Raw genomic sequence first — 26,674 nt, forward strand, 5'->3', positions numbered from 1 at the left:
CGTGAGCTGTTGGAGTTTTAACCAATTCGCGCTCACTTTAACCAGTGATTACCTCATCTCGAACCAAAATAGCCTTGCGAGGAACGTAGAAGTATGGAGACGGGTACTGTTAAATGGTTCAACAATGCCAAAGGTTTTGGCTTTATTTGCCCTGAGGGCGGCGGCGAAGATATATTCGCTCACTATTCAACTATCCAGATGGATGGCTACCGAACGTTAAAAGCGGGCCAGATGGTTAACTTTGATGTCCATCAAGGGCCAAAAGGGAACCATGCCAGCCTGATTGTACCACTAGGATTAGATGTGGTACTGCAAGAAGCCATACCGCAGGAACACGCTGTATTGGCCTGACACCGCGGATTTATCTTCCTGAACATCTTGGACTGACTCTCACCTCAACACTTTGGGGCCAAAGGTATTTCCCAAGCGGTTTGTCGCAGTACAACATTTATGACAATTCAAAATGCCAGCCAATAATGACTGGCATTTTTATTTCCAATACATCTAATATGCGGCTATATAAACCAAAATCAACCTCTGCGCTATTTATTCACGCGCTAAAGCATCAATAGGGTTTAACCGAGCTGCGCTGCGCGCCGGTAGATAACCGAATACGACCCCGATGACGGTTGAACACAAAAATGCGCTGAATAGCGCCACCGGAGGGAAAGCAATTTGCCAGTTGGGTAAAAACATTTCGACTATCAAGCCAATAGCGAAAGACAGTGAGATGCCGAGTGCTCCTCCTACCAGACAGACCAAAATAGCTTCAATTAAGAATTGCTGCATAACATCACTGGATCGCGCTCCCACTGCCATACGAATACCAATTTCACGGGTACGTTCAGTTACTGATACCAACATAATATTCATCACGCCAATCCCACCGACCACCAGTGAGATAACAGCCACTAACGTTAGGAACAACTGCATAGTGCGAGTCGTTTTCTCTGCGGTTTGCAGCAAACTATCCATGTTGTAGGTGAATATGTCTTTCTTACCATGGCGCATAGTCAACAACCTGACCAACTGCTGTTCGGCTTCTTTACTGCTATAGCCCTCTTTAATCCGAATAGTAATCGAATCAAAGTAGGAACGCCCCATCAAACGGCTCGCCATGGTGCTATAAGGCACCCACACCCGTAGCGCTTTACTGCTACCAAACATGGATTGTTTTTCTTCCACCACGCCCACAACAGTAGCAGGCATATTACCAATCAATATCACTTGCCCCACGACATCCTTGATATGAGGGAACAGACGGCGCTGCGTATTGCGATCAATAACAACTACTTGTGATTGACGCTCCACCTGCTCGTGGGTGATGGCAGTACCTTGTTCAAGCTTCATGCCATACACCCTGAAATATTGCTCGCTAACACCTGATACACTGGCCGACACATCAATATTGCCATAACGTAACCGCATACTGCCGGCGATAGTCGGGGATACTGCGCTGACGTATGACTGTGCTTTAAGCGCGGCCATATCATCATAAACCAACGCCTGTCGGGTGCTGGGGTCGTCGTCACCAAAGTCTTTACCAGGGTAGACATCAATAGTGTTCGTGCCGATGGCTCTGATATCCGCCAACACCAACTGTTTAGCCGCGTCCCCAACCACTAATATGGAAACAACCGAGGCAATACCGATAATGATGCCTAACATCGTCAGGGCGGTACGCATTTTATTGGCCGACATTGCGCGCCAGGCCATTAATAATGCCTCACGAAAACGCCCCGCTAATTGCTGCCAGGAAGGTGCAGGTGGTGTCAGGCTAATCGCGTCAGAAGTTTCAACATTTTGCGTTATTTTCGAACCAGAGTCGGCCATGATACGGCCATCTTTAATTTCGATAATCCGCTCAGCCTGGGCCGCAACAGTGGGGTCATGGGTAACAATAATGACCGTATGCCCCTGCTGTTGAAGCTGTTTCAAAATAGCCATCACCTCAACGCTGGAATGACTGTCCAGTGCACCTGTCGGCTCATCTGCAAGAATAACCTGACCGCCATTCATCAAGGCTCGCGCAATACTGACACGCTGTTGCTGCCCGCCAGATAACTGGTTGGGTTGATAACTGACGCGCTCCCCCAACCCCAGTCGGGTTAATAGCATGTTCGCTCGTTCACGGCGTTCATTTTTACCTAGTCCTGCATAAACCGCTGGAACTTCAACATTATGAGCTGCACTAAGGTGAGGTAAAAGATGATAACGTTGGAAAATAAAACCGAAATGCTCGCGGCGCAATGCGGCCAATGCATCGTTGTCTAGCGCCGCAACATCTTGACCGGCCACCCGATAAACGCCCGCACTGGGCTTATCCAGGCAGCCGAGAATGTTCATCAATGTCGATTTACCGGAACCAGAGGCACCAATAATCGCCACCAGCTCACCGGCATTAATGGTCAGTGAGACATCCTGCAATACATCAACGGTTTCTTCGCCGGACTGATAGCTACGACGGATGCCTTTTAATTCAAGCAATGCCGCCATTACGCCTCCTCCGTGCCGCCGCGACTAACGATGACTTCCTCACCCACATTTAAACCAGAAATAACCTGCGCATCGACGTTATTGCGGATACCAATCGTCACTTCGCGTTTTTCTTCCTTGCCATCTTTGAGTATCGCCACTTGATAATGATTAGTCCCCAACTCATTACCTAATGCTGATAATGGGATAACCATTGCCTGAGGAATATTTGCCAACTGAATTGACACCTGCGCAGTCATTTGCAGTCGCAATAGCCGATCGGGGTTCGGCACTTCGAAACGCGCTGAATAGAAAATCGCGTCATTCACTTTTTCTGGTGTTGGCTGAATATCTTTTAATACGCCATCAAAGCGCTTTCCAGGATCACCCAATACAGTGAACGAGGCTTTCATACCAGGTTTTAAATGAATCACATCTGCTTCTGAAACCTGCGCATTCACCAGCATAGTGCTCATGTCTGCCAGTGTCAGAATGTTAGGCGCTTGCTGCGCAGCAATCACAGTTTGGCCTTGTAACGTCGTGATTTGCACCACATCACCGCCCATCGGGGCCGAAATCTTGGTGTAATCCAAATTAATATTGGCAGTATCTAAACTGGCTTTGGTTTTATTAATTTGCGCATTAATAGTTTCAACCTGCGCTTTTTTCACTGCCAGAGTGGTACTCGCCTGATCCAAATCCTGACGTGATACGGCTTGTAATTTTGCCAAATCTTGCTGGCGACGTAGGGTGACAGCAGCCAATTGTTGTTCAGCTTTCGCCTGCCCCAATTGTGCATTTAAGTCCTGTAATGTCGCTTCCACTTCTTTAATTTGGTTCTGCGCCTGTTGTGGATCGATCATCGCCAGCAATTGCCCTTGCTTAACTTGATCGCCAATTTCCACATAGAGTTTTTCCAACTGGCCGCTGACCTGAGCACCTACATCAACTTTGCGCACTGCATCGAGTTTGCCAGTTGCCAATACATTCTGTTGCAGATCACGGTGGGCGACTTTTACCGTTTGGAATTGAATCGGTGTGGGTGCCGTAAGGTGCCTGATAATGAAAAAACCGCCGATAATGAAAACGGCAATGGCGATAAGCCATCGGCGCTGACTGCTACTGAACTGCATCAAATCAATTACCTTTTTTAAATTTTAAATTTATCAACTTGCTGAAAATAGCATCGGCAGCACTCATTTAGCTAAACAACGCGTAAATGCCCACCCGACTACCGCCGGAATCTAAGATGCATTGAGACTCCGTTTAGCTCCCATTTGTTCCAATTAGCTCCGGAAATACATTGATATAACGGACTTAATCATGCGCATCAACAATAACCCCGTATTAATCCCTAACAATATTAACCGCTGGGGACTAATTGCATTGCTGTTCAAAGGTCATCAGGCGCTGGGCGGTTCATGGCAAAAATCGCAGTTTCGGCTTAAATTTATCGCCCGAACTTTAATCAGCCCTAAACTGACCTTTAACTTGCTGGGTGTACTGGTGAAGCACCCGTTTCTCAATAGTATGCTACGCGCTCAACCGGACTTACCCTGTAAGTTACACCGCCCTTACTTGACTAACACGCTCAATAATCGGCAGAAACTGGAAGTGCTACAGACTCATTTCCAGTTAGAAAACCAGTGTATGCCAGAATTATTACGCCGCAACTATTTGCATCATTCACCTTATAAATTGACCGAATTAGCTGGCAAGAATGAGGAAAGGTATTCTCTTTATTTGGGTGTTATTCCAAAACTCAATAAGGAGGGTGAAATTACGCTGATGCTTGCCAATGAGCAACAACAAACCCTGGCATTACTCACATTTAGCCTCACTTATTACCAAAACAAAAAAACGTTGTTTATCGGTGGGTTGCAAGGTGCTGATAACGAAACCCCACACAGTGAAATTCATGCCTGCACCAAGGCCTGTCATGGATTATTCCCGAAACGATTAGTATTAGAAGCCACCTGTTGCCTGGCAGAACTGATGGGAATTAGACAGATTATTGCCGTCGGCAACGCCACCCATGTTTATCAAAACTGGCGCTATCGAGCGAAAAAGAAAGATAAATTACATGCAGATTACGATAGCTTCTGGATATCACTGGGTGGAGTGCAATGTGCTGAAGGTCATTTCAATTTACCCGTCAGAATTGCACGTAAGTCCATTGAAGACATTGCCAGTAAAAAACGCGCAGAATATCGCCGCCGCTATCAGTTACTTGAACAACTTGAAAATGGTTTAGCCGCGCATTTTTCACGCGGTTAGAGGTGCTTAGGCAGGCCATGCCCGCTAGTCTGCCCGGCCGCGCGCCAGCCAGACTACGCGGGAGAACATTTTTTTCAACAATGGCGGGATGAATTCAATGCCCCGTTCTCTGGTGTAGTTGGTCACTTCAATTGCTAAATCGGGCTTAGAGGTACGATGAATGGCCTTTTCAATTACTCTGCGTGGCTGCATTTTGGCATTGGCAGGAATACCGGATATTCGGTGATATACCTCATCAAAGCCCGAGCGATATAAAAAGTGCTCCATATCCGGGGCTGGCAAAATGGTCAAGCGATCCCGTTCGTGATCTCGCCCATTGTCCGCCATATTACGTACTGTCGCAGCATACTTTTTCCCTGCGTCATCGCCATCAGTCAGAACATGCCACTGGATCCCCATTCTGTTGGCAAATTTAAGTAACGGGCGCAGGCCACTTTGAGCAAACTCAATCACTTTTACGCCTTCCGCTTCAAAGTGATAGCCGCACTGGCGGGCAAGTTCATTAAGTAACCAAATTTCGGTTTCCCCCTCAACCAACAGCCAGCAACGGGCAAACAACGCTGAGGGGCGGTTGAAACGAATATGAAAAGCGATACGGCGGCTATCTTCAGAGCTCATGCCACGGGGGCCAATGCGGTAAGTGGCAACCCTGGATGATTCGCGCACTAATCGGCAAATGCTCTCAACGGGCACTAATGAAATGAGTTCCCCAGAGTTTGTAGTTGTAATGCGCTGAAGCGGCAGTTGGCTCAGTAACCCCCAGGCAACAGATAACATGATCGGGTGTAAACGGGTTTCCGGGTCTTCCACCAGCAGCAATGGGCGCGCATGAGGGTCAAGGCTCAGTGGTCCTTTCGCTTGCAATAGCGTTGAAAACATACCCAACAGTATCAATCGCATACTGCGGCTGTTAGGTTCGGCCACCATGCGGTTGATGCTATCGAGGGCGAGCCAGGCTTCACGTTCAGGTTGTGGCCGGTGACGATGATTGCGCAGGCTAGCGGACTGTGACCCTTGCTCGGCGAAGTAATGTTCTAACAATTGACGCATCGCCTCCAAGCCTTGGCGCAGCTGGGTATTAGTCAGTTTTTGTGGATTCCGTACCAATTCACGGCTTAACTGATCCAATTGCTGATTCAACGCCACTTTATCTGGCTGGTTACTGTTTTCAGCCGTGGTGCTGCGCAGTCGGCGTATGAAACGCGCATCTCGCAGACGCAATACCGGATGAATACGAATCACCCCGCGCGCCAGCTTTTCAATATCGTGTAATTCCAGTGGGCACCCTTCTAAATCGAGGAAAGTGCGCCAGGTACATACCGTGTCATCGTCTGCCAACTCACCTGCAATTCGATAATAAATACGATGTAAACCATCGTCATTTTTTATCCATAGCGGCGCTAACTGGCGATAACGAGGGGCTCGCCAATGGCCGATATCTTTTTCACAAAAGGTGAAGATAATTTGTAAGTGGCGCTCTTTAGCACTCTCATCACCTGCTGGGTAATAAAAATCCTGCGAGGTGAAATGATAAAGCTGAGGTTCAGGGGATAAAAGTAATGTGAGGGCATCTAATAGACTGGATTTACCCCAGGCATTTTCACCGATCAGCACCGTATTATCGTCAAGGTTCAATGAAATACGATTAATACCGCGAAAACCGACAATATCTACGCGTTCAAGATACATGCTACGCCTCCGGTGCGAATTTATTCATACTGATACTATCAGATTACAGAGCTAACCTATTACCTGATTATCTCAGGCAAAAAAACCTTATAGGTCAAGTCTCCTGACAACCGGTGTTGCTTTACTCTTCCTTTGATTTTAGATAGTTTATTGCGCCACAGCCCATTATTCATCTGCATATAATACCCAGCGTCATTGCTGTTACAGCACGGCAAGTTACGACAATGAGAAGGGTATAGGACGGTATAACTCGTGTATTCAGGATTGCTGATCATTCTTTTGCCGTTAATTATTGGTTATCTCATCCCACTTAGCCGCAAAACATTAATTCAATTGATCAACCGCTTATTAAGCTGGATGGTCTACGTTATTTTATTCTTTATGGGCATCAGCCTGGCATTTCTCGAAAATCTCAGTGCGAACCTGCTACTTATTTTCCAATACACTGGTGTCTTCTTCCTGTGTATTTTTTGTGCCAATTTACTGGCGTTATTTTTGCTCGAACGCAAAACGCCGTGGAAAAATACCCATCGTCAGGAAGCATTACCATCCCGTCTGCATATGGCGTTGGAATCATTAAAGTTATGCGGCGTAGTCATTGTCGGTTTCTTACTGGGATTGAGCCAGTGGGAGTGGTTACAGTTTGCCGCTAAAGGCAGCGAACTGGCGCTGATCTTCCTGCTTTTCTTAGTTGGGATTCAATTGCGTAATAGTGGTATGACACTGCGCCAGATTGTATTAAATCGCCGTGGCACCATTGTGGCCTTTGTGGTGGCGATCAGTGCATTGGCGGGCGGAATGCTCGCCGCAATATTGATGGGTTTACCGATTAAAACCGGACTGGCGATGGCGTCTGGTTTTGGCTGGTATTCATTGTCAGGTATTTTATTAACTGATTCATTTGGTCCTGTCATTGGGAGTGCGGCATTCTTCAATGATTTGGCGCGTGAATTAGTGGCCATTATGTTGATTCCAACACTGGTGCGCAGCAGTCGTTCCACCGCGCTGGGCTTGTGTGGCGCGACCTCCATGGACTTTACGCTACCGGTATTACAACGTAGTGGCGGGTTGGAAATGGTGCCCGCCGCTATTGTGCACGGCTTTTTACTGAGCTTGCTCGCGCCAATTTTGATTGCTTTCTTCTCTTCATAATTCTTCATTCGCGCAGTGAGCCACTCGGTTCACTGCGTGATTTCACTCCAATAGTGAATAAATTCTCATTCGCAGCGAAAGTTGCGCCAAATCAAAACAAGTTAAAGTTGCATGAAAAAAGCCTTTTTAAACCACCTGTGCACATCTATGCTTTTAAACACGCATTACAAATGCAACTTTAAAAGGAAAAATAATTATGTTCTGTGTGCAATGTGAACAAACTATCCGGACGCCGGTGGGTAATGGCTGCTCTTACGCGCAGGGAATGTGCGGGAAAACCGCCGAAACTTCTGATTTACAAGACTTGTTAGTAGCCGTATTACAAGGGTTGTCCGCATGGGCATTAACTGCCCGCGAGCTGGGCATTGTTGACCATGAGATTGACAGCTTTGCACCCAGAGCCTTTTTCTCCACACTAACCAATGTGAACTTTGACTCAGACCGCATCGTCGGTTATGCCAAAGAAGCCATTTTGTTGCGCCAATCGTTGGCTATTCGTTGCCGCCTGATTGACAGCACGATTACCGTCGATCATCCGCTGGCCGAGCTACAACTGCACTCCGACGACATCCCTACCCTGCAACAACAAGCCCAGCAATTTGCGCTGAATAACGACAAAGCTGAGGTTGGTGATGATATTCATGGTCTGCGAATGTTGTGCCTGTATGGCCTGAAAGGAGCGGCTGCGTATATGGAGCACGCCCATGTGCTGGGCCAGTTCGATGAGCAAATTTATGCACAATATCATGCCTATATGGCTTGGTTGGGCACTCAACCGCGTGATGTTGATACCTTGCTGAATAACGCCATGGGCATTGGCAAAATGAACTTCAATGTCATGGCTATTTTGGACCGCGGTGAAACGCAAGCTTACGGCGACCCGCAGCCAACATCCGTCAACGTACGCCCTGTAGCCGGTAAAGCCATTTTGATTTCAGGCCATGATCTCAAAGACTTACAGATGCTGCTAGAGCAAACTCAGGGAACCGGAGTCAATATTTATACTCACGGCGAAATGTTGCCCGCCCACGGCTACCCTGAGTTAAAACGCTATTCACATTTGGTCGGTAACTATGGCAGTGGCTGGCAGAATCAGCAGACAGAATTTGCCAAATTCCCCGGCCCTATTTTGATGACATCCAACTGTATTATTGATCCAAATGTAGGAGATTACGGCGACCGCATTTGGACGCGCAGTATTGTTGGCTGGCCGGGTGTCAATCATCTGGAAGGTGAGGATTTTGCACCGGTTATTGAGCAAGCTCTGGGGATGGCGGGGTTCCCGTACAATGAATTGGAACACCTGATTACTGTCGGTTTTGGTCGTCAAACCTTGCTGAATGCTGCGGATACCGTGATTGATCTGGTTGCCACTAAAAAATTGCGCCATGTCTTTTTGGTCGGTGGATGTGATGGTAGCCGCACAGAACGCAGCTATTTCACCGATTTTGCCCGCAGTGTGCCGCAAGATTGCATCATTATGACCTTGGCTTGCGGTAAATATCGCTTCAACAAACTCGATTTCGGCACCCTGGAAGGGTTACCGCGTCTGCTGGACGTTGGTCAATGCAATGATGCCTATTCGGCAATTATGCTGGCGGTTAAGTTGTCAGAAAAACTCGGCTGCACCGTCAATGACTTACCACTCAGCCTGGTGCTGTCATGGTTTGAACAAAAAGCCATTGTTATTCTGCTGACCTTACTGTCATTGGGTGTGAAAAATATCTATACCGGCCCGACCGCTCCGGGGTTCCTGACCGATAATTTGATGGCAATTCTGTATGAGAAATTTGGCATGCGGCCAATTACGACCGTAGAACAAGATATGAATGCAATTTTAGGTCATTAAGTCACCGCCTTGTGCCCGGCCAGTGCGCTTTGCTGTTGGCTGGGCATAAATCATATTTTGCCCCAAATGACCTGATTTGTTGTGAGGTACCCATGACTGATTTTATCCCCACTGATTGCCCTACCGCTATCACCCCCAACCGTATGCAAGTTCACTCCATCGTGCAAGAAACCCCCGACGTCTGGAGCCTGCGGCTGATTAATCATGATTTTTACCCTTATTTGCCGGGGCAATATGCTTTGGTGAGTATTCGTAACAGTGATGAAACTCTGCGCGCTTATACCCTATCTTCCACACCCGGTTTAAGCCCATTTATCCAGCTTACCGTACGTTGTTTGGCTGCTGGTGAAGGCTCACAATGGCTGACTCAACAGGTCAAAGCAGGTGATTATCTGTGGCTGTCCGATGCCCAGGGGGAGTTTACCTGTGCTCATTTTGATGATGACCACTATTTAATGTGTGCCGCCGGTTGCGGTGTTACACCAGTGATGTCGATGTGCCGTTATTTACTCGCGCAACGGCCTACAGCCGATATCCGGATCATTTATAATGTCCGCACTCCGGCTGATGTCATTTTTGCCGATATCTGGCAAACACTGTTGCAGCAGTATCCCCAGCAGTTGCAGCTCACGTTGATGGCCGAGTCTGATGCAACGGATGGATTTATTGCCGGGCGAATTAATGCTCAAGTGATGCAACAGGTCGCACCGGATATCACCCGCTGCCGCGTCATGACTTGCGGGCCTGCACCTTATATGGATTGGGTTGAGCAATATTGTCGCGAACACGCAGTTCCGAGTGACCATTTCCAGAAAGAGCAATTTCGCACATCCGATGAAGCAATTGACAGCAGCAATGAACTGACGATGACCATCAGTCACCCGCTACGCAGTGTAAAAGTTCCGGTTGGCACCTCGCTGTTATTTGCTTTGGAGCAACACAAAGTGCCGGTGATGGCCGCTTGTCGCGCGGGGGTTTGCGGCTCTTGTAAAACCCGCATTCTGCATGGCGAATACACCACCAGCAGCACCATGACACTGACACCTGAAGAGATTGCTCAGGGTTATGTTCTGGCATGCAGTTGTCAGCTACAAGGTGATGTTCAGCTGGCTTGATACTCTTTTTTACCTGCCCCATAAATGCCTATTGCCTGTATTTTATGGGGCAATTATTGTTAAACGCGCCATACTTTGACCTCATAGAATAATGACTCGCCATTAATCCTTGAGGGAACAACTATGAAGCAAACCGTGGCAACACTGGTCGCAAAAACGTTGGAACAAGCTGGCGTTAAGCGAATCTGGGGCGTAACCGGGGACTCACTCAATGGTCTGAGTGATAGCCTGCATCGCATGGGAACTATCGAGTGGCTCGGAACACGCCACGAAGAAGTTGCCGCTTTCGCTGCCGGCGCGGAGGCACAACTCACCGGACAACTCGCTGTCTGTGCGGGTTCTTGTGGCCCCGGTAACCTGCATCTGATTAACGGCTTATTTGATTGCCATCGCAACCATGTGCCCGTGCTGGCTATCGCCGCTCATATCCCCTCCAGTGAAATTGGCAGCGGATACTTTCAAGAAACCCACCCACAAGAATTGTTCCGCGAATGCAGCCACTACTGTGAATTGGTGTCAAATCCGGAGCAATTGCCGCGCGTGCTGGAAATTGCCATGCGCAAAGCCATTCTTAACCGTGGTGTTTCAGTGATTGTGCTACCGGGTGATGTCGCATTACAACCGGCTCCGGAAGATGCCGCCGTGGTGTGGCAAACACCTAAACTGCCGTTGGTTCAGCCACTGATGAGTGAGTTGAATATTTTAGCCGAAACATTAAACCAAGCCCAAAACATCACACTAATGTGCGGCAGTGGCTGCGCGGGTGCCCATGATGAAGTGGTGAAACTGGCTGAAATGCTGCAAGCACCGGTAGTTCATGCGCTACGCGGCAAAGAACATATTGAGTGGGACAATCCGTACAGTGTAGGCATGACCGGGCTGATTGGTTTTGCCTCCGGCTATCATGCCATGATGAATGCCGATACGTTGGTATTACTGGGGACACAATTCCCCTACCGCGCGTTTTATCCCACCCATGCAAATATTATTCAGATTGATATCAACCCCGGTAGCATCGGCGCCCACTGCCCGGTCAATATGGCGCTGGTCGGTGATATCAAAACCACGCTGAATGCGCTGTTACCTCAGTTAGAGGCCAAAAGTGATAATACCTTTTTGACCAAAGCACTGGAGCACTATCGCACCACGCGCAAAGATCTCGATGGGCTGGCCACCGCCAATGATAACCAACCTATTCACCCGCAATATCTGGCGCAGCAAATCAGCCGCCATGCCACAGATGATGCCGTCTTCACTTGTGATGTTGGCACGCCAACCGTGTGGGCCGCCCGTTATCTGGAAATGAACGGAAAGCGCCGCTTACTGGGTTCATTTAACCACGGCTCTATGGCTAATGCCATGCCACAAGCCATTGGCGCGCAAGCCACTGATCCGCACCGGCAAGTTGTGGCCTTATGTGGTGATGGCGGTTTCACCATGCTGATGGGGGATTTTCTCACCTTGGCGCAGCTAAAATTACCGGTAAAAATTGTGGTATTTAATAACAGTGTGCTGGGCTTTGTTGCCATGGAGATGAAAGCCGGTGGCTATCTAACCGATGGCACAGACTTACATAACCCTGATTTCGCCGCCATCGCCAACGCCGCAGGCATCAAAGGCATTCGGGTGGAGAAAGCCTCTGAGTTAGATGCGGCACTGGAAAGCGCTTTTGCCCATCCGGGGCCAGTCTTGGTGGATGTGGTCACCGCCAAACAAGAACTGTCGATGCCGCCACAAATCAAGTTTGAGCAAGCCAAAGGATTCAGCCTGTACATGCTTAGAGCCATCATTAATGGCCGTGGTGATGAAGTGGTCGAACTGGCCAAGACTAACTGGTTACGCTGACAGAACCCATTTCACCCCATAGGGATTTTCTTCTTCTACTCCGCCCCAGAGAGCGATTTCTGGGGCCAATAATTATTGTAATTTCCCCATCCAGTTAACAGTTTTCATATCCTATCCAGATAAAAATTAAGCAGGCACATGAGGCTGCTTTATTTAAATCCTCATTCATAATGTACGGCGTAAAATCTTAATTAAGTCGAATTTATATTAGGGATAAATAAAATGGCAAAAAGCACCATGTCAGATTTCTCACCTTCGGCGGAGTTAATCTGCATACTCAGAGCAAAATCTTACAGTGAGAAAAGAGAAGGATACAAAACAGATGATTATATCTCGTTATTAATTTCACACTCTTTAACCTCCTTTTTTTCCATGACACAAAAATCTTTTTTGATGCCGGGCAATATTCTTTCTCCGCAGATGCCCGCGGGTAGCTATGAGTTTTTAATTAGCCGGATAAAATACATCGACGAATTATTTCAATTGCGTGCCAGCGAATTTGCCAACATTTTTATTCTGGGTGCAGGCTTTGATTCCAGGGCGATTCGATTCCAGAATCAGCTACAGCAAAATCGTGTTTACGAACTCGACCACCCGATATCTCAAAAGAATAAAATAGCAAAACTACAAGAACTTAGCATTCCAACCCCGGAGAATTTACGTTATATCCCGATTGATTTTAATCAGCAGGATTTAACCACCATCCTACAAGAAATCCCGCAGAAAAAAGGTGAGAAAAACCTGTTTATATTGGAGGGATTAATTATGTATCTCCCTCCCAGCACGGTGAACCGTATTTTTTCAGCCATCGACTCTTGCGCCCCCGACGGCAGTGAAATCATTTTCGACTATGTTTACTCCGACGTCCTCGCCGGTGAAAACACCTCATATGGTTCGGTCGAAGTTTTAGAAGGGTTAAAAAACATTGGTGAGCACTGGGTTTTTGGCATCGAAAAAGGGCACCTGGACATGTTTCTCAATAAGTATCATCTGAAATTGTATTACGATGCCGATACCAGCACGCTGGAACAGCGTTATTTTACCAATAAACAAGGGACAGTATTAGGTAAACTGAATAAAGCGCTAGCGATTGCTCATGGAATTAAATAAGAACCAGAATAAAATCAGCGAATAAACCTTGCTTGTTGGGATGAATATCCTATTTACAGTAAATAATCTTTTAGTGGGCTTCTTTGTTTTAATATTCTCGCTATGATGAAACCACTCTTCCCCTGTTCGCGAGAAATTTATGCTGATCGATTTACGCAGTGACACCGTTACACAACCTGATGCCGCCATGCGCAATGCCATGGCGAATGCCGAAGTCGGCGATGATGTGTATGGCGATGACCCGACGGTGAATGCTTTGGAAGCCCAAGCTGCCAGGTTATCAGGTAAAGAGGCCGCACTATTCCTGCCGAGCGGTACACAAGCAAATTTGGTGGCACTGTTGACTCATTGTCAGCGTGGTGAAGAGTATATTGTCGGGCAAAAAGCGCATAACTATCTGTATGAAGCCGGTGGAGCCGCAGTGCTTGGTAGTATTCAGCCACAGCCTATTGATGCAAATGATGACGGTACTTTGCCACTGGATAAAGTTTTGGCCGCGATCAAGCCCGATGATATTCACTTTGCCCAAACCCGGCTGCTGAGCTTGGAAAATACCCACAGCGGCAAAGTATTACCACTGAGTTACTTGCAACAAGCCTGGGCATTGACCCGCGAGAAAAAACTGGCGTTACATATTGATGGTGCTCGTATTTTTAATGCGGCTGTGGCATTGGATGTGCCCCTCAGCGAGATAACCCAATATTGCGATACCCTGACAATCTGCCTCTCCAAAGGGTTGGGCGCACCTGTTGGCTCATTACTGTGTGGCAGCGCTGAATACATCAAACGCGCGCGCCGTTGGCGCAAAATGACCGGCGGTGGCATGCGTCAGGCGGGTATTCTGGCAGCGGCCGGGCTATATGCATTAGAGCACAATGTCGCGCGACTAAAAGATGACCATGACAATGCCCTCTGGCTGGAGCAACAACTGCACGCGCTCGGTGTAGAAATTGTGTCACCAGGAGCACAAACCAATGTGCTGTATATTAAACAACCCGCTGAATTAGCAGCCAAACTTGGCCCGTGGATGCGCGAACGTGGTGTATTAATCAGCGCTGGCCCCATCACCAGAATGATTACTCACATCAATATCAGCCGTACTGATTTGGAAAAAGTCGTCGCGCTATGGCGTGAGTTTTTGAGCGAGCAGCGCTCATGACACCGCAGCGAATATTAGTGTTGGGGGCCAGTGGCTATATTGGTCAGCATCTGGTGCCCAGACTCAGCCAGCAAGGGCACATTGTCACGGCGGCAGCTCGTCGTATCGAGTGGCTAAAAGAGCAATCCTGGCCGGGGGTCAATTGCCGTTTTGTCGATCTTTATCAGCCCTCAACCCTTATCACTGCGCTACAAGATATTGATGTCGTCTATTATCTAGTGCATGGCATGGGCGACGGGCAGGATTTGATTGAGCAAGAACGTCTGGCTGCCACCAATATGAAAGCGGCGCTGCAACAAAGCCCGTCAGTAAAACAGATCATATATCTCAGCGCCTTACAGCCGGATGATAGCAGTTCCCCTCATCTGATTGCCCGCAAACTGACCGGTGACCTGCTTTGTCAAAGTGGTATTCCGGTGACAGAGCTGCGCGCCAGTATTATCGTCGGCCCCGGTTCCGCCGCTTTTGAAATCATGCGCGATATGGTTTATAACCTGCCGATTCTGACGCCACCGCGCTGGGTTAGGTCGAAATCATCACCGGTTGCGCTGGAAAACTTGTTAGTTTACTTAACGGAATTACTCAATCATCCCGCCGCAGAAAACCGCATTTTTGATGTCGCCGGGCCAGAATACATTAGCTATCAAACGATGTTCGAGCGCTTTATTGCCATCAGTGGTAAACGGCGCTGGCTGGTCCCCATTCCGCTCCCTACCCGCTTTATCTCGGTTTATTTCATCAATATGGTCACGTCGGTGCCCACATCAATTGCCAGCGCATTGATTGAAGGACTAAATCACGATTTACCTGCGGATGGTGAGGCGTTACAAGCACTTATCCCCCAGCAACTGATCAGTTTTGACGATGCTGTCAAAGAGACATTGCGCCGTGAAGATGAAGTGGTGGATTCCCCCGACTGGGGCTATGACCCCGAGGCCCGCGCCCGCTGGCGACCGGGTTATGGCTTTTATCCCAAACAAGCCGGCTGCCAACTCTACACTTCGGCCTCCAGCGAAGCACTGTGGCATGTGGTACAGCAAATTGGCGGCAAAGAGGGTTATTTTTATGGCAATCCGCTATGGAAAACCCGCGCCTGGATGGATGATCTTGCCGGTGGCGGTGTCGTTTATGGCCGCCCGGACAGGGAAACGCTGGAGTTAGGTGACTTGATTGATGGCTGGAAAGTTATCACGCTCAAACCGTTGCGTCAGTTAGCCATGATGTTTGGCATGAAAGCGCCGGGCCTTGGTCGATTAACTTTTACCATCAAGGACTTGGGCGGCCGGCGCAGTTTTGATGTTCGGGCATGGTGGCATCCGGCGGGCTTTAATGGATTACTGTATTGGTTTGTGATGATGCCAGCCCATCTGTTTATTTTCCGTGGAATGGCAAAACGCATCACCACGCTAGCGGTGCAATATGACCGCGAACGCAACCATAAGAGCGACGAATAACGCTGCAAATTCAAGTAAGCAGGGGATTCTGATTGCATAGCGCTGCATTTCACGAAAGAATGGCATCTTATTTGCTGGGCGAATAAATAAAAGCTCTAGCATTCTGATTTTTGGTGGGAACCGAATTCGCTATGAAGGTATTGGTCACCGGTGCAACCTGCGGGTTAGGCCGAAATGCCGTTGAATATCTCCGTCGTCAGGGTATCAAAGTTATCGCCACCGGCAATAATCCGGCGATGGGTGCATTATTGACAAAAATGGGCGCTGAATTTATTCATGCGGACCTGACGAATCTGGTTTCCTCGCAGGCGAAAGCCATGCTGGCTGATGTCGATACGCTATGGCATTGCTCCAGTTTTACCTCGCCATGGGGCACCGAACAGGCTTTCGAACTGGCCAATGTCCGCGCCACACGCCGCTTGGGCGAATGGGCCGCTGCTTATGGTGTGGAAAATTTTATTCATATCTCCTCACCGGCCATTTATTTTGATTATCACCACCATCGTAATATTCAGGAAGACTTCCGCCCAGCACGTTTCGCCAATGAATTCGCACGCAGCAAGGCGGCGGGCGAGGACGTTATTCAGCAATTAGCGCTGTCCAACCCGCAAACCCATTTCACTATTTTGCGCCCGCAAGGTCTCTTCGGCCCGCACGATACTGTGATGCTACCGCGCCTGCTGCAAATGATTAAGTATTATGGCACGTTGCTGCTACCCCGTGGCGGTGATGCTCTGGTGGACATGACCTACCAGGAAAATGCCGTTCATGCGATGTGGTTGGCGACCCAAAGCCAGAATACGCCGTCTGGCAGAGTTTATAATATTACTAATCAACAACCTCGTCCGCTGCGCACCATTGTGCAACATCTGCTGGAAGAGTTGGATATGCCGTGCCGTATTCGCTCAGTGCCCTACCCGATGTTGGATATCATGGCCAGAGCCATGGAAAGACTGGGAAATAAAGCCGAAAAGGAACCAATATTGACCCATTATGGTGTCGCTAAACTTAATTTTGATCTGACGCTGGATACCCACCGCGCTGAATTGGAATTAGGATATCGCCCGCAGGTGTCATTGGATGAAGGCATTATCCGCACAGCCCGTTGGCTAAAAGAGCACGGCAAGCTCAACACGGGTTAACTCCGCTGATTCTTTGGGTCTATACTACAATCACTTTCATAACAGATTCTTTCACTTAAGGTCATCATATGAAAAAGAAAAATATTGCCCTGATTCTTCCTGTTGCCATTCTGCTTAGCGCTTGCAGCAATACCGTTGACCCAGCATATAAAGATATTAGCAGCCGCACAGCGCCTTGTATTGACGGCGGGCCGGACACGGTAGCGCAAAAATTCTATGACCTGCGAATTCAGCAAATCGGCAATAAGAGTGGCTTGCCCGATGATAATCTGTCAGCCCAATTTCGCCCTTATCTGAGCCAGGCGCTTTATGAACAGATTCAAACCGCCAGAAAACAAGCGGGCAATCGCACCTCTTCTGCGGTAAATAGTACACAAACCATTAATGGCGATATCTTCACCAGTTTGCGTGAAGGCAGCACCAGCGCGGATGTTGCCAGTGCTTCAACCATTCCCAATACCGATGCGCGGAATATTCCACTACGTGTCAATTTGACACACCAGTCGGCCGGTGGGCAGTCAGTGGTGTGGCAAGACGAAGTGTTGATGATCCGCGAAGGAACCTGCTGGGTGGTCGATGATATCCGCTTTATGGGCGTCTCAGCCCCAGCCAGCAGCCTGCGCCAACTTCTGGGCGGTCGCTAACTCACAAATCAGTGATTCGGGTAAGTGAAAGCAACCAACACACCTACAATTTGAAAGATGACAACCGCGATACCCTATAGATTTCAAGTTGTAGGCAGGCGGCAAGCGAACGCATCCCGATGAGCTTACTCAAGTAAGTGATTCGGGTAAGTGAGAGCAGCCAACACACCTACAACTTGAAAGATGACGGGTATGTACCGGTTTTGTTCCAGTAAACCGGTACTCCTTGATTTGCAAACACATTTTCGTTTTGATTGTTTTTTAACCTATTGCTGCGGTTGCTCTGTCAGATTTATTCATCGCATGACAAATTCCCTCTGAGAGCATTCAAATCCAAATGTTATGCTGTTTTTTGCCCCTGATGCTGGTTATTAATAAATTTTAACGCACAAAGATTGCATAAGTATGCCGCGGAAGTTACCATTCACGGCATCATTGGCTATTCAGATTTGGCGCATGAGTATTCAACTTAACGGAATTAACTGTTACTACGGCGTGCACCAGGCGCTGTTCGACATTACCTTAGACTGTCCTGCGGGCGAAACCTTAGTGTTACTGGGGCCAAGTGGTGCCGGTAAAAGCTCGCTATTGCGTGTGCTTAACCTGCTGGAAATGCCACGTTCGGGAACCTTGCAGATAGCAGGTAATCACTTTGACTTTTCCCAGGCTCCGGGCGCAAAGGCTATTCGCGAATTACGCCAGAATGTGGGGATGGTCTTCCAACAATATAATCTTTGGCCGCACCTCACTGTCATACAGAATCTGATTGAAGCCCCTTGCCGCGTGCTGGGTCTGTCAAAAGATGAGGCCATGGCGCGGGCAGAAAAGTTACTGACACGTCTGCGTTTGACTGATTTTGCCGATCGCTTTCCGCTACACCTTTCGGGTGGTCAGCAACAGCGTGTGGCAATTGCCCGCGCGTTAATGATGGAACCACAGGTTTTGTTATTTGACGAACCGACTGCGGCGCTTGATCCAGAAATCACAGCACAAATTGTTAGCATTATCCGTGAGTTGGCGAGAACTGGCATCACTCAGGTGATTGTTACCCATGAGGTTGAAGTCGCCCGTAAAACCGCCAGCCGTGTGGTTTACATGGAAAACGGCCACATCGTCGAACAGGGTGATGCCAGCCACTTTATCCAACCAACAACTGAAGCTTTTGCCAGCTATCTGTCACATTGATATCTATTTGGGAATTTGCGATGAAAAAATTAATAATTGCTGCCGTCCTTGCCAGTATCAGTTTGTCCGCCTCTGCCGCAGAAACCATTCGTTTCGCTGCTGAAGCCACTTACCCGCCATTCGAATTTATTGATGCCAATAATAAGATGCAAGGCTTTGATATCGATCTGGCTAATGCGCTGTGTAAAGAGATGCAAGCCGAATGTACTTTTACCAATCAGGCTTTCGACAGCTTGATCCCAAGCTTGAAATTCAAGCGTTTTGATGCGGTTATCTCAGGGATGGACATCACCCCTGAGCGTCAAAAACAAGTAGCGTTCACCCAGCCTTACTATGAAAACTCTGCGCTGTTTATTGCTGAAAAAGGCAAAGTGGCTGATGTAGCAGCGCTGAAAGGTAAGCGTGTGGGGATGCAAAATGGGTCCACTCATCAAAAATACCTGATGGAGAAACACCCTGAAATTACCGCCGTGCCTTATGACAGCTATCAGAATGCCATTCTTGACTTGAAAAATGGCCGTCTGGATGCGGTATTTGGTGACACTGCGGTGGTCAATGAGTGGTTGAAACAAAATAATCAATTGGCGGCTGTGGGTGACAAAGTGACTGACGCGAACTATTTCGGCACCGGTTTAGGGATTGCCGTTCGTCAGAATAACACTGAGTTACAGGGTAAGTTAGATGCTGCACTGACGAAAGTTAAAGCAGATGGCACCTATCAGACAATTTATAAAAAATGGTTCCAGCAATAATTTAAGCACCCATGAATGAATTTCAACCTTTAGCAAGCGCCGCCGGCATGACCGTCGGCCTTGCCGTTTGTGCACTGGCCCTCGGTCTGGTTCTGGCGATGTTGTTTGCCGTCTGTGAATCGTCACGCTGGAAGGTCGTCAGCTACCTGACAACCGGCTGGGTCACCATTCTGCGCGGGCTACCAGAGATTCTGGTGGTTCTGTTTATCTATTTCGGCTCCTCTCAGCTGTTGATGATGCTATCAGATGGCTTCACTTTGAATCTTTATCTGTTTGAGCTGCCGATTAAGCTCAATATTGATGATTTTGAAGTCAGCCCGTTCCTGTGTGGTGTTATCGCACTGGCCCTGCTCTATTCCGCTTATGCGTCGCAGACTTTACGCGGCGCACTGAAAGCGGTGCCTGTTGGACAATGGGAATCGGGCCAGGCTCTGGGCTTGAGTCAGGCAGCTATTTTCTTCCGCTTGATTATGCCGCAGATGTGGCGTCATGCCTTACCCGGTTTAGGCAACCAGTGGTTGGTACTGCTAAAAGACACCGCGTTAGTGTCACTCATCAGTGTTAATGACCTGATGCTGCAAACCAAAAGCATTGCCACCCGGACTCAGGAACCTTTCACCTGGTATGTTATTGCTGCAGCTATTTATTTGGTGGTGACCCTATTGAGTCAATATGTACTCAAGTGGATTGAACTCCGTACCACCCGTTTTGAACGGAGCCCATCCTAATGCTGGAATACTTACCCGAGATCCTAAAAGGGCTGCACACCAGCCTGACATTGACCATTGCCTCCTTGCTGGTCGCTTTAGTGTTGTCATTGCTGTTTACCATTGTGTTGACGCTGAAAACACCAATCGCCACGCCACTGGTCAAAATCTATATCACGCTGTTCACCGGTACCCCGCTGTTAGTCCAGATCTTTTTGATCTACTACGGCCCCGGCCAATTCCCGGCGATTCGTGAATACCCGTGGTTATGGAACCTGCTGTCGCAACCCTGGCTATGTGCCATGATTGCCCTGGCATTGAACAGCGCAGCCTATACCACACAGTTGTTCTATGGTGCAGTGCGCGCCATTCCTGCCGGCCAGTGGCAATCTTGCGAAGCGCTGGGGATGTCTAAGGCCCAGTCATTACGTATTTTGCTACCATTTGCATTTAAACGCGCACTCTCATCCTACTCCAACGAAGTGGTGTTGGTGTTCAAAAGCACCTCACTGGCTTACACCATTACATTGATGGAAGTAATGGGTTACAGCCAACTGATGTACGGCCGTACCTATGATGTGATGGTCTTTGGTGCCGCAGGACTCGTTTATCTGGTGGTGAATGGGCTGTTGACACTGTTTATGCGGGTGATCGAGCGCAGGGCATTGGCGTTTGAGCGGCGGAATTAAGATTAGTTTTATCACTTGGTGATTTAGTGATCGGGTTCGGTTGATTGGATCATCGGGTTGGGTGATCGGTTCGGTTGTTAGAGCACCGAGTTACCATAATCTCCGATGAACCAACCGCCAAAGGGTGCGGGCGCGCACCCTTATGGAATCCCGCGCTTGCGCGAAATATTACTGCTATTCGCAGTCCCCTCCGGCAGCCGTTGGCCTTATCGAGCCAGCGCGAGTCGCTTCCTGCTCCAGCGCGCTTTTCGCCGCCGTCCATGGCGGCTCACTCGGGCCATCGTCTTTGTCGGTAATATTCCTGATTGCGCTCAACGTCAAAAGCCAATTCAAAACCATACTTTGGGGTTTTAATTTTCTCTTTTGACTTTAAAAGCACATTTGAGCAGCCGAGTGAAGAATGTAGCCAGGGAAATCCGCCATGGACGGCGGATTTAGGCGTCACGCGGAGGGACCCGCGTAAAGCCGTCCCGTCAGCGGAATGATGAGTGAGGGAATCCACGAAGTGGACAAGCGATACGTGCGCAAGCGCAGGGGATCCAAGGGGGTTACGCGCTTGTAACCCCTTTGGCGGTTGAGGCACCCAATGGCAAGGTGATCACCGCACTCATGTCAACCGAACAGGCTCACAAAATGAATATCAACCGAAATCCAAACCAAACCAAACCAAACCAAACCAAACCAAATACCATCCCCTCCCTTTCTCTCTTAAAAATAAAAACTAAATTTTTAATCACATTACTTGCATATAAATTCATAAAATGGCAATGTAATCTACATCATTCATCAAAATAAATTGCGATGAAGCATCATCAGTCATAATAAAATCAATAACTAATAACACATTCAATTAAAAAAATTCAGACAGGAGTTTAAGCATGAAAAAGTTACTATTGGCAACAATCTTAAGTGGCATGGTTTTCAGCGCTACGGCCGCAGAAACCATCCGTTTCGCTGCTTCAGCAACCTACCCGCCTTTTGAATCCATCGGGGCCAATAATGAAATTGTTGGTTTTGATATGGACCTGGCAAAAGCATTATGTAAGCAGATGGAAGCCAACTGTACATTCACCAATCAGGCCTTTGATAGCCTGATCCCGGCGCTTAAATTCAAACGTTATGACGCGGTTATTTCCGGTATGGACATCACGCCAGAACGTAGTAAACAAGTAGCATTTACCCAGCCTTATTATGCTAACTCGGCCATTGTTATTGCACCGAAAGGTAAATTCACTTCTTTCGCCGATCTGAAAGGCAAGAAGATCGGGATGGAAAACGGCACTACGCACCAGAAATATTTACAGGATAAACACCCTGAAATTCAAACTGTGGCTTATGACAGTTACCAGAATGCCATTATCGATCTGAAGAATGGTCGTATTGATGGGGTATTTGGTGACACCGCGGTAGTGAATGAATGGCTGAAAACCAATCCGAATCTGGCAGCAGTTGGCGAGCATGTCACTGATCCACAATACTTCGGCACCGGTCTGGGTATTGCGGTGCGCCCGGATAACACCGCGTTGCTGGAAAAACTGAATAAAGCCATCGACGCGGTTAAAGCTGATGGCACCTATAAGGCCATCAATGATAAGTGGTTCCCTCAGTAATACCCTTTGTACTTTCGCCCTACACTACAGCTTCAAGGGCGCAGGTTATACCCAAAGCCATTGGAGTTGTAGGTAGGCGGCAAGCGAACGCATCCCGATGAGCTTACTCAAGTAAGTGATTCGGGTAAGTGAACGCAGCCAACACCCCTATAGCTTCAAGGGCGCAGGGTAAGTAAGGTTAGGACTTCGTAGTGTGCAGTATGCGGAAACATATCAAACAACTGCACCCGCTCAATGCGATAGTCCGCTAACAAACTGATATCTTTTGCCATTGTCTCGGCATTACAGCTTGAATAGAGAATGAATTGCGGTGCCATTTGGCTGAGGTATTCACACAGTTGCGCACCAATGCCGCGTCGTGGTGGGTTAACCAAGACCAATTGCGGCACTTGTGTTTCTGCGGTAGCGAATTGGGTTGAATCCAGGGCGGCAAAAGTGACATTTTTTAATCCCAATTGATCTGCCGACTGGCGTGCGCAGGCGATAGCTTCAGCACTGATTTCAATTCCGGTCAGCCGAGTTTCAGCATCCGCGCAATGCAAACCAAAGCCCCCCACGCCACAAAACAGATCCCACATACTATCAATCTTCAGTTCGCGCACCCATTGGCGTGCTGTGGCATACAGTGATGCCGCAACCTGTGGATTTGTCTGGAAAAAACTTTGTGGGCGGATAAACAACGGCACCTGATTAAAGATTTCTGGTAGCGCCTGCTGTTCGGTTAATGGAATCTCCTGCTCCCCTTCCAAAATCGCCATATGTACTGGCTGAATATTCGCCGAGATAACCGCCAGTTGGGGTAATTGTTGCTGTAACCAGGGTAAAGCCGCTTGCAGTTGCGCCAGCTTGGTTTGTGAGCGCAGGACAAAACGCAGCATCAACTCACCGCTATAAGTGCTTTCTGTCAATAACAGGAATTTCAGTTCACCGCGCTTGCGCGCAACGTTATAAGGCGTCAGCCCTGCACGGGCAATAAACGTTTTTAGTACCACAAATACTGGCGCAAAGCTGGCTGGATAAAGTGGGCATTCGCATAAATCAACCGGGGTGCCATCACGATGCAGCATCCCTAATAATGGGCGCTCAACACTGCCACTGACTACCATTTTGGCTTTATTACGAAAAGCACTTTCCTGCCCGAAGACCGGCGACAGCCACTGAGCGACGGCGAGTTCGGATAACAGTTTTTCTAAATGATGTTGTTTATCAGCCAGTTGCTGAGGATAAGGTTTTTCCAGCCACTGACAGGAACGGCAGTGACCCGCCGTATATTGTGCGCAATGCATTAATAATTAACCGTTATAATCTGAGACATTAGCTACAGCCGAGGCTATTGATAGGGGCGGATTGTAGCACTGTGTAACGCTAAACACTCATTTTGCTGACCGAAAATAGCGATGCCAGGGGAAAAACAACAAGCCGAGAATAACCACATCGGGGATCTTTTGTAGCAGCAAACTATGCAAAATTTCAGCACCGGTATCGCCTTCGATTCGAAAAACATCGACATCCAGTACCAGCCAATCCAGTGATGCCATCAGCAAATAGATAATTACCAGCAATTGGCAGGCCACATAACACCAACGCGCCCAGTTTTGTCGCAGGCACACCGCCACGCCACACACCATTTCCAGCAGCAAAATCAAAATACTGGCAATAAAAATCAGGCCGGAATCCCAGCTTTGCAAGCTTTCATAGATAAAACTGCCGGTTCCCCCCCAACCCAGCGTCGCCACCAATAGAATTACGCCGACGAAGCGGGTCGCAATAATGGCGGTTCCGGCAATTAAAACCGGGACGGGGGTGGTGGCAGCAGATGAAAACGCTGCGGGTGAAAATAACAGTCTCATATTGCCCAGTCTGTCTCCCTGTTCAGTTTTTGCAACCTGATGTTATCCCAGACAATAACGCCGCTCGGAAGCGGCGTTATAAGTTAATGAAAGACTATCAGTTTTAAGGCTAGTCAGCCATTTATTATCAATTAACCACGGGCAGCTTTGCGTAATTCGCGCAACCGCTGTTTTTCCGAACGGGACATAAACCACCACGCAATTAAGCCAATAATCCCGACCACCAGCAAAATAAGCGTCGCCAACGCATTGATCTCTGGATTGACCCCCATACGCACACTGGAGAACACCAGCATCGGCAACGTTGTCGCGCCCGGCCCGGCCACAAAGCTGGCTATCACCAAATCGTCCAGCGATAAGGTAAAGGCCAGCAACCAGCCAGAAATTAATGCTGGAGCGATCATCGGCACGGTAATCACGAAGAACACTTTCAATGGGGTCGCGCCCAAATCCATCGCAGCTTCTTCGATTGACCGGTCTAATTCGCGCAAGCGGGAACTGATAACCACTGTTACATAGGCGGTACAGAAGGTCACATGTGCCAGCCAGATGGTGAACATACCGCGCTCTGCCGGCCAGCCGATAGCATGCCCCATAGCAACAAACAGTAACAGTAACGACAAACCGGTAATGACGTCGGGCATCACCAGCGGTGCGGTCAGCATAAAAGCAAAACCGGTCGAGCCACGAAAACGGCCAAACCGCACCATAACCACTGCGGCTATCGTCCCCAACACCACCGCCATGGTGGCCGAGGCGGCGGCAATAGTGAGACTCAGCCCGACTGCGGATATCATCGCCGAATCATTGAACAGCTCAATATACCAGCGGATAGACCACCCTGCCCATACCGTCACCAGTTTAGAGCTGTTAAACGAGTAGATAACCAGCATCAGCATTGGCGCATACAAGAAGGTATAGCCAACAATCAAGATAACCCGACGCCAGACCGAACGCACTTCCGGTAAGTTATTCATACCGCGCCTCCTGACACTTTATTCTGGTGCTTGTGGAACCAGATAATCGGCACTATTAGTAGCACTAACATCACTGTTGCAACGGCGGAGGCCACTGGCCAGTCACGGTTATTGAAGAATTCTTGCCATAAAATACGGCCAATCATGATGCTATCCGGCCCGCCGAGCAGCTCAGGAATAACAAATTCGCCTACTGCCGGAATAAATACCAACATAGAACCGGCTACGATCCCCCCTTTGGTCAAAGGTACAATCACACTGACAAAGGTTTTAAATGGCTTCGCCCCCAGATCCAGTGCCGCTTCCACCAATGAATAATCCAATCGGGTCAGGGCGGTATAGATAGGCAGCACCATGAAAGGCAGATAGGAATAGACCACGCCGATATAGACCGCCAGATTGGTGTGCAGAATAATCAACGGTTGATCGATAATTCCGGTCCAGATCAGGAAGTTATTCAGAATGCCATTATTTTTCAGGATGCCCATCCAGGCATAAACCCGAATCAGGAATGAAGTCCATGACGGCAGGATCACCAACAGCAATAAGATATTGCGCGTGGATGACTTGCTGTGAGCTATCGCCCAGGCCAATGGATAACCGATAATCAGGCAACACAAGGTCGATACCGCAGCCACTTGCAGAGATTGCAGGTAAGCATCGATATACAGTGGATCATCAAGCAGTTGCAGATAATTGCCAAGATTGAGCGAGATATCCAGCTTGCCGTCCAGCCAGGTCACCAGGTCGGTATAAGGCGGAACTGCCCGCGCCATCTCTGCCAGACTGATTTTGAAGACAATCAGGAACGGCAGCATAAACAGCAGGAATAGCCATAAATAAGGGATGCCGATAACCAATTTGCGGCCATGCGACATTTGGAAACGTTGAATCAGCGCTTTAACCGGCCCCACCGCGCGGGTCGGTGGTTCTGCTGCTCCATGAGTGGATTCTGGTATCACAATATTTTGCTCCCCTAATGATCAGCTACAG

At 48.5% G+C, this 26,674-nt stretch carries 24 protein-coding genes; 17 read left to right on the plus strand and 7 right to left on the minus strand.

Going from position 1 to position 26,674, the window contains the following annotated elements; translation table 11 throughout:
* Window positions 1-93: 93 nt before the first annotated feature.
* A complete protein-coding gene (gene cspD, locus HU019_RS00650) occupies window positions 94-351 on the plus strand; it encodes a cold shock-like protein CspD (protein WP_050078472.1) in 258 nt (85 codons plus the stop codon).
* A 195-nt stretch (window positions 352-546) separates the two neighbouring features.
* Here the strand turns inward: cspD and macB are convergent, their stop codons facing one another.
* Entirely contained in the window at window positions 547-2,496 is a 1,950-nt protein-coding gene (gene macB / locus HU019_RS00655) for a macrolide ABC transporter ATP-binding protein/permease MacB (RefSeq protein ID WP_174847055.1), read from the minus strand.
* Window positions 2,496-3,608: a macrolide transporter subunit MacA gene (macA, locus tag HU019_RS00660; protein WP_174847054.1), complete on the minus strand. Its 1,113-nt coding sequence runs from the start codon at window positions 3,606-3,608 to the stop codon at window positions 2,496-2,498. Before macA ends, macB begins: the two co-directional genes overlap by 1 nt.
* A gap of 190 nt (window positions 3,609-3,798) precedes the next feature.
* On the opposite strand from macA, the gene HU019_RS00665 reads away from it, so the two are divergent.
* Window positions 3,799-4,752 carry a VirK/YbjX family protein gene (locus HU019_RS00665; RefSeq protein WP_174847053.1) on the plus strand — a complete coding sequence of 318 codons (954 nt, stop codon included), beginning with the start codon at window positions 3,799-3,801 and terminating at the stop codon, window positions 4,750-4,752.
* 24 nt (window positions 4,753-4,776) lie between these two features.
* On the opposite strand, the gene HU019_RS00670 is transcribed toward HU019_RS00665, so the two are convergent.
* Complete coding sequence (locus HU019_RS00670; RefSeq protein WP_174847052.1) at window positions 4,777-6,441, minus strand: ATP-dependent endonuclease; 1,665 nt, start codon at window positions 6,439-6,441, stop codon at window positions 4,777-4,779.
* Window positions 6,442-6,693: 252 nt separating this feature from the next.
* Between HU019_RS00670 and HU019_RS00675 the strand changes: the two genes are divergently transcribed.
* From HU019_RS00675 to HU019_RS00745, 15 genes are all read left to right on the plus strand, one after another.
* The gene (locus tag HU019_RS00675) at window positions 6,694-7,593 is read left to right on the plus strand and encodes a LysO family transporter (RefSeq protein WP_174847051.1); all 900 of its coding nucleotides are present in this window, start codon (window positions 6,694-6,696) and stop codon (window positions 7,591-7,593) included.
* Window positions 7,594-7,789: 196 nt separating this feature from the next.
* On the plus strand, window positions 7,790-9,442 hold the full coding sequence (gene hcp / locus HU019_RS00680; RefSeq protein WP_217450912.1) for a hydroxylamine reductase: 1,653 nt from the start codon (window positions 7,790-7,792) through the stop codon (window positions 9,440-9,442).
* Between the two features lie 92 nt (window positions 9,443-9,534).
* Complete coding sequence (hcr, locus tag HU019_RS00685) at window positions 9,535-10,557, plus strand: NADH oxidoreductase (protein ID WP_174847050.1); 1,023 nt, start codon at window positions 9,535-9,537, stop codon at window positions 10,555-10,557.
* 123 nt (window positions 10,558-10,680) lie between these two features.
* Window positions 10,681-12,402, plus strand: a complete 1,722-nt coding sequence (gene poxB / locus HU019_RS00690; RefSeq protein WP_174847049.1) for a ubiquinone-dependent pyruvate dehydrogenase — start codon at window positions 10,681-10,683, stop codon at window positions 12,400-12,402.
* A gap of 222 nt (window positions 12,403-12,624) precedes the next feature.
* The gene (locus HU019_RS00695) at window positions 12,625-13,512 is read left to right on the plus strand and encodes a class I SAM-dependent methyltransferase (protein ID WP_174847048.1); all 888 of its coding nucleotides are present in this window, start codon (window positions 12,625-12,627) and stop codon (window positions 13,510-13,512) included.
* Window positions 13,513-13,651: 139 nt separating this feature from the next.
* Window positions 13,652-14,671: a low-specificity L-threonine aldolase gene (ltaE, locus tag HU019_RS00700; protein WP_174847047.1), complete on the plus strand. Its 1,020-nt coding sequence runs from the start codon at window positions 13,652-13,654 to the stop codon at window positions 14,669-14,671.
* Window positions 14,668-16,125, plus strand: a complete 1,458-nt coding sequence (locus HU019_RS00705; RefSeq protein WP_174847046.1) for a DUF2867 domain-containing protein — start codon at window positions 14,668-14,670, stop codon at window positions 16,123-16,125. The genes ltaE and HU019_RS00705 overlap by 4 nt, the downstream gene beginning before the upstream one ends.
* Before the next feature lie 131 nt (window positions 16,126-16,256).
* The gene (locus tag HU019_RS00710) at window positions 16,257-17,267 is read left to right on the plus strand and encodes an NAD-dependent epimerase/dehydratase family protein (protein WP_174847045.1); all 1,011 of its coding nucleotides are present in this window, start codon (window positions 16,257-16,259) and stop codon (window positions 17,265-17,267) included.
* 68 nt (window positions 17,268-17,335) lie between these two features.
* Complete coding sequence (locus HU019_RS00715) at window positions 17,336-17,911, plus strand: lipoprotein (protein WP_174847044.1); 576 nt, start codon at window positions 17,336-17,338, stop codon at window positions 17,909-17,911.
* A gap of 456 nt (window positions 17,912-18,367) precedes the next feature.
* Window positions 18,368-19,096, plus strand: coding sequence for an arginine ABC transporter ATP-binding protein ArtP (gene artP / locus HU019_RS00720; protein WP_174847138.1), 729 nt, complete (start codon window positions 18,368-18,370; stop codon window positions 19,094-19,096).
* A gap of 20 nt (window positions 19,097-19,116) precedes the next feature.
* Entirely contained in the window at window positions 19,117-19,848 is a 732-nt protein-coding gene (artJ, locus tag HU019_RS00725; RefSeq protein ID WP_174847043.1) for an arginine ABC transporter substrate-binding protein, read from the plus strand.
* An 11-nt stretch (window positions 19,849-19,859) separates the two neighbouring features.
* Window positions 19,860-20,576 (plus strand): arginine ABC transporter permease ArtQ, encoded by a 717-nt coding sequence (artQ, locus tag HU019_RS00730; RefSeq protein ID WP_011816018.1) that lies wholly within the window; start codon window positions 19,860-19,862, stop codon window positions 20,574-20,576.
* Window positions 20,576-21,244, plus strand: a complete 669-nt coding sequence (artM, locus tag HU019_RS00735) for an arginine ABC transporter permease ArtM (protein WP_174847042.1) — start codon at window positions 20,576-20,578, stop codon at window positions 21,242-21,244. Before artQ ends, artM begins: the two co-directional genes overlap by 1 nt.
* Before the next feature lie 105 nt (window positions 21,245-21,349).
* Entirely contained in the window at window positions 21,350-21,598 is a 249-nt protein-coding gene (locus HU019_RS00740; RefSeq protein WP_174847041.1) for a hypothetical protein, read from the plus strand.
* 524 nt (window positions 21,599-22,122) lie between these two features.
* Window positions 22,123-22,854: an arginine ABC transporter substrate-binding protein gene (locus HU019_RS00745; RefSeq protein ID WP_174847040.1), complete on the plus strand. Its 732-nt coding sequence runs from the start codon at window positions 22,123-22,125 to the stop codon at window positions 22,852-22,854.
* Window positions 22,855-23,009: 155 nt separating this feature from the next.
* Here HU019_RS00745 and rlmC read toward each other — a convergent pair whose 3' ends face one another.
* The 4 genes from rlmC to potH all read right to left on the minus strand — a co-directional run bounded on the left by rlmC (window position 23,010) and on the right by potH (window position 26,643).
* Window positions 23,010-24,140 (minus strand): 23S rRNA (uracil(747)-C(5))-methyltransferase RlmC, encoded by a 1,131-nt coding sequence (rlmC, locus tag HU019_RS00750; RefSeq protein WP_174847039.1) that lies wholly within the window; start codon window positions 24,138-24,140, stop codon window positions 23,010-23,012.
* 87 nt (window positions 24,141-24,227) lie between these two features.
* A complete protein-coding gene (locus HU019_RS00755; protein ID WP_174847038.1) occupies window positions 24,228-24,704 on the minus strand; it encodes a YbjO family protein in 477 nt (158 codons plus the stop codon).
* Between the two features lie 131 nt (window positions 24,705-24,835).
* Window positions 24,836-25,681: a putrescine ABC transporter permease PotI gene (potI, locus tag HU019_RS00760; RefSeq protein WP_019079909.1), complete on the minus strand. Its 846-nt coding sequence runs from the start codon at window positions 25,679-25,681 to the stop codon at window positions 24,836-24,838.
* Window positions 25,678-26,643: a putrescine ABC transporter permease PotH gene (gene potH / locus HU019_RS00765; RefSeq protein ID WP_174847037.1), complete on the minus strand. Its 966-nt coding sequence runs from the start codon at window positions 26,641-26,643 to the stop codon at window positions 25,678-25,680. Before potH ends, potI begins: the two co-directional genes overlap by 4 nt.
* Between the last annotated feature and the right edge of the window lie 31 nt (window positions 26,644-26,674).

Source organism: Yersinia artesiana (genome assembly GCF_902726545.1).
GTDB lineage: Bacteria > Pseudomonadota > Gammaproteobacteria > Enterobacterales > Enterobacteriaceae > Yersinia > Yersinia artesiana.

What these genes read in the sequence shown, in the direction of transcription:
- cspD (WP_050078472.1), top strand. Translation starts at nt 94, where the DNA reads ATGGAGACGGGTACTGTTAAATGGTTCAACAATGCCAAAGGTTTTGGC.
- macB (WP_174847055.1), bottom strand. Translation starts at nt 2,496, where the DNA reads ATGGCGGCATTGCTTGAATTAAAAGGCATCCGTCGTAGCTATCAGTCC.
- macA (WP_174847054.1), bottom strand. Translation starts at nt 3,608, where the DNA reads ATGCAGTTCAGTAGCAGTCAGCGCCGATGGCTTATCGCCATTGCCGTT.
- HU019_RS00665 (WP_174847053.1), top strand. Translation starts at nt 3,799, where the DNA reads ATGCGCATCAACAATAACCCCGTATTAATCCCTAACAATATTAACCGC.
- HU019_RS00670 (WP_174847052.1), bottom strand. Translation starts at nt 6,441, where the DNA reads ATGTATCTTGAACGCGTAGATATTGTCGGTTTTCGCGGTATTAATCGT.
- hcp (WP_217450912.1), top strand. Translation starts at nt 7,790, where the DNA reads ATGTTCTGTGTGCAATGTGAACAAACTATCCGGACGCCGGTGGGTAAT.
- hcr (WP_174847050.1), top strand. Translation starts at nt 9,535, where the DNA reads ATGACTGATTTTATCCCCACTGATTGCCCTACCGCTATCACCCCCAAC.
- poxB (WP_174847049.1), top strand. Translation starts at nt 10,681, where the DNA reads ATGAAGCAAACCGTGGCAACACTGGTCGCAAAAACGTTGGAACAAGCT.
- HU019_RS00695 (WP_174847048.1), top strand. Translation starts at nt 12,625, where the DNA reads ATGGCAAAAAGCACCATGTCAGATTTCTCACCTTCGGCGGAGTTAATC.
- ltaE (WP_174847047.1), top strand. Translation starts at nt 13,652, where the DNA reads ATGCTGATCGATTTACGCAGTGACACCGTTACACAACCTGATGCCGCC.
- HU019_RS00705 (WP_174847046.1), top strand. Translation starts at nt 14,668, where the DNA reads ATGACACCGCAGCGAATATTAGTGTTGGGGGCCAGTGGCTATATTGGT.
- HU019_RS00710 (WP_174847045.1), top strand. Translation starts at nt 16,257, where the DNA reads ATGAAGGTATTGGTCACCGGTGCAACCTGCGGGTTAGGCCGAAATGCC.
- HU019_RS00715 (WP_174847044.1), top strand. Translation starts at nt 17,336, where the DNA reads ATGAAAAAGAAAAATATTGCCCTGATTCTTCCTGTTGCCATTCTGCTT.
- artP (WP_174847138.1), top strand. Translation starts at nt 18,368, where the DNA reads ATGAGTATTCAACTTAACGGAATTAACTGTTACTACGGCGTGCACCAG.
- artJ (WP_174847043.1), top strand. Translation starts at nt 19,117, where the DNA reads ATGAAAAAATTAATAATTGCTGCCGTCCTTGCCAGTATCAGTTTGTCC.
- artQ (WP_011816018.1), top strand. Translation starts at nt 19,860, where the DNA reads ATGAATGAATTTCAACCTTTAGCAAGCGCCGCCGGCATGACCGTCGGC.
- artM (WP_174847042.1), top strand. Translation starts at nt 20,576, where the DNA reads ATGCTGGAATACTTACCCGAGATCCTAAAAGGGCTGCACACCAGCCTG.
- HU019_RS00740 (WP_174847041.1), top strand. Translation starts at nt 21,350, where the DNA reads ATGAACCAACCGCCAAAGGGTGCGGGCGCGCACCCTTATGGAATCCCG.
- HU019_RS00745 (WP_174847040.1), top strand. Translation starts at nt 22,123, where the DNA reads ATGAAAAAGTTACTATTGGCAACAATCTTAAGTGGCATGGTTTTCAGC.
- rlmC (WP_174847039.1), bottom strand. Translation starts at nt 24,140, where the DNA reads ATGCATTGCGCACAATATACGGCGGGTCACTGCCGTTCCTGTCAGTGG.
- HU019_RS00755 (WP_174847038.1), bottom strand. Translation starts at nt 24,704, where the DNA reads ATGAGACTGTTATTTTCACCCGCAGCGTTTTCATCTGCTGCCACCACC.
- potI (WP_019079909.1), bottom strand. Translation starts at nt 25,681, where the DNA reads ATGAATAACTTACCGGAAGTGCGTTCGGTCTGGCGTCGGGTTATCTTG.